At 65.2% G+C, this 2,165-nt stretch carries 2 protein-coding genes; both read right to left on the bottom strand.

From position 1 onward, the window contains the following. Positions 1–64 precede the first annotated feature (64 nt). Positions 65–816 (bottom strand): IS5 family transposase gene (locus tag H0W38_RS21410; RefSeq protein WP_292458005.1). Its coding sequence is split into 2 segments (ribosomal slippage): positions 65–486 and positions 486–816, totalling 753 coding nucleotides; the frame shifts between segments, so codons are not numbered across the junction. A 410-nt stretch (positions 817–1,226) separates the two neighbouring features. Beyond that, positions 1,227–2,165 (bottom strand): IS91 family transposase (locus tag H0W38_RS21415; RefSeq protein WP_367162581.1); only part of this gene is annotated, 939 nt, incomplete at its 5' end.

Consider the following 2,165-nt stretch of genomic DNA (forward strand, 5'->3'; position numbering starts at 1 on the left):
GCGACGCTCGCCTCGCACCTGGACACCTCCAAAAGCCCCGTGCGCTTCTAGGGCCTGTTGAGATTCACCGCGAGTTTATTACGGCTGCGCAAGCATAGATCATTGCTGAGAAGCTGGTGTCCGTTTTGCAGGCGCGCATGGCGATGCGTTTGAATTCCTTGAGCTTGCCGAAGAAGTTCTCGATCAGGTGGCGCCACTTGTAGACTTCGGTGTCGATCTCGCGAGGCGTACGTCGGTTGGGATGCTGGGAAATGACGATCTCGGCGCCGCGCCGGTCGAGCTCGTCCGTGATCCAGTTGACGTCGAAGGCTTTGTCCGCGATCAGGCCGCCGAACCCGGTGGCGCCGATCAGCGCCGCCACGCCGACTGTGTCATGACGTTGCCCGGGCAGGAGTTCGAAGTCGACCAGGTTCCCCAGCGCATCGGTGAGTGCCACGATCTTGGTGGTGACCCCGCCGCGCGAGGCGCCTATGGCCTGGCTTTGAGTCCCCCTTTTGAGCCCTGTCCGTGGCGGTGGACCTTGACGATGGTTCCGTCGATCATGGCGAACTCCATGTCCGGATCATCCGATACGGCGTCGAATATCCTTTTGAAAACATCGAGCTTCACCCAGTGGCGGAACCGCTTGAAGATCGTGTTCCAGTTCCCGAAGTCATCGGGCAGGTCGCGCCACGGCGCGCCCGTGCGCGCGATCCAAAGCACCGCTTCCAGAAACAACCGCCCGTCGCCGCCCGTCCGGCCAGGATCGGACATCTTGCCGAGGCAATGCGGCTCCATCTTCGCCCATTGCGCGTCCGTCAGGATCGTTCGCGTCATTGACTGCTCCCTCGTTTTGGGAGCTTGAATCAGAACTCAGCGCCAATGGGAATCTGGAGGCTTCTGTGAGGTCGCTCTGGCACCGGACACGGGAGCCGTCGCTGGCTGGCGACCTCATTGAAGCCGGATTGAGCGAACCCGCGGGGGGTTGGGCTCCTATGGGGATTTGGTGTTTGCTGCTCGGTCGGCACGATGCAGTCGGTCGAGCCGAAGGTCGCGGCGGATCGACGTGGTCATCGATCGGCGGTCGGTGGCGGGCGTTCGAAAGGGTTGCGGCGCGGTGGATCTGCGTCTGCCATCGCTGCTCCGGCCTTGCTGCACCTGCTGGAGGCTCGCATCCGCATGAGAGGTCCGGCCGCGGCGTGCGGCCCTCGGATGAGATGAGCTTGAGCGCTGGGAGCAGAGACGCTTCATGAGCTGTCGTTCCAGAAAGCGGGCCGAGCGGGCGACGTTGCGGACAAGGTGCTCACGACGATGAACACGCCGCCACAGCAGGGGCAGCGGTTCCAGATGGGTGGTTCGGCCTGTCCGGCGGATGCGTCGGTCATCACCTCGGCCGGGATCGGAGCCGGCGCATCGAGGAGCTTGCGGCAGCGCGCCAGCTTGGCTGCGCGGTGGCCGTTGGCGAGAAAGCCGAAGTGACGGATGCGATGGAAGCCGTCCGGCAGGGCATGCAGCAGGAACCGCCGGATGAACTCGTTCGCCGAAAGGCTCATCACCTTCGCCCTGCCGCCACGGCGGTAGTCCTTCCAGCGGAAGGCGACGTCCGTGCCCGTCATCTCGACCAGCCGGGAGTTGGCGATCGCGACCCGATGTGTGTAGCGGCCCAGATAGGCCAGCACCTGGGCCGGACCGCCGAAGGGCGGCTTGGCGTAGACGACCCACTCGACCCGGCGCAGTGCGTGCAGCCGCTGGGTAAAGGCGGCGGATTGGGCGAGGCCGACGAGATCGCCGAAGAAGCCGAGGTCGCCTGCCTCGAACGCCGCGCGTAGTTGGTCGAGGAAGAGCCGACGGAAGAGCCGCGAGAGCACCCGGACCGGCAGGAAGAAGCCAGGTTTGCAGCCGATCCAGCGCGTGCCGTCCGGCGACAGGCCGCCACCTGGGACGACGCAATGGACATGGGGGTGGTGGTGCAAGCTTTGGCCCCAGCTATGCAGCACGGCAACGAGGCCGATCTCGGCGCCGAGGTGTCTGGGATCGGCGGCGATGCGGCGCAGCGTCTCGGCCGCGGTCCGGAACAGGATTGCGTACACCACCTTCTTGTTCTGGAACGCGATCTCTGCCACCGGCGCGGGCAGCGTGAAGACGACGTGGAAATAGGGCACCGGCAGCAGCTCGGCCTGGCGGGC

The organism is Methylibium sp., from assembly GCF_013817365.1.
GTDB lineage: Bacteria > Pseudomonadota > Gammaproteobacteria > Burkholderiales > Burkholderiaceae_C > Methylibium.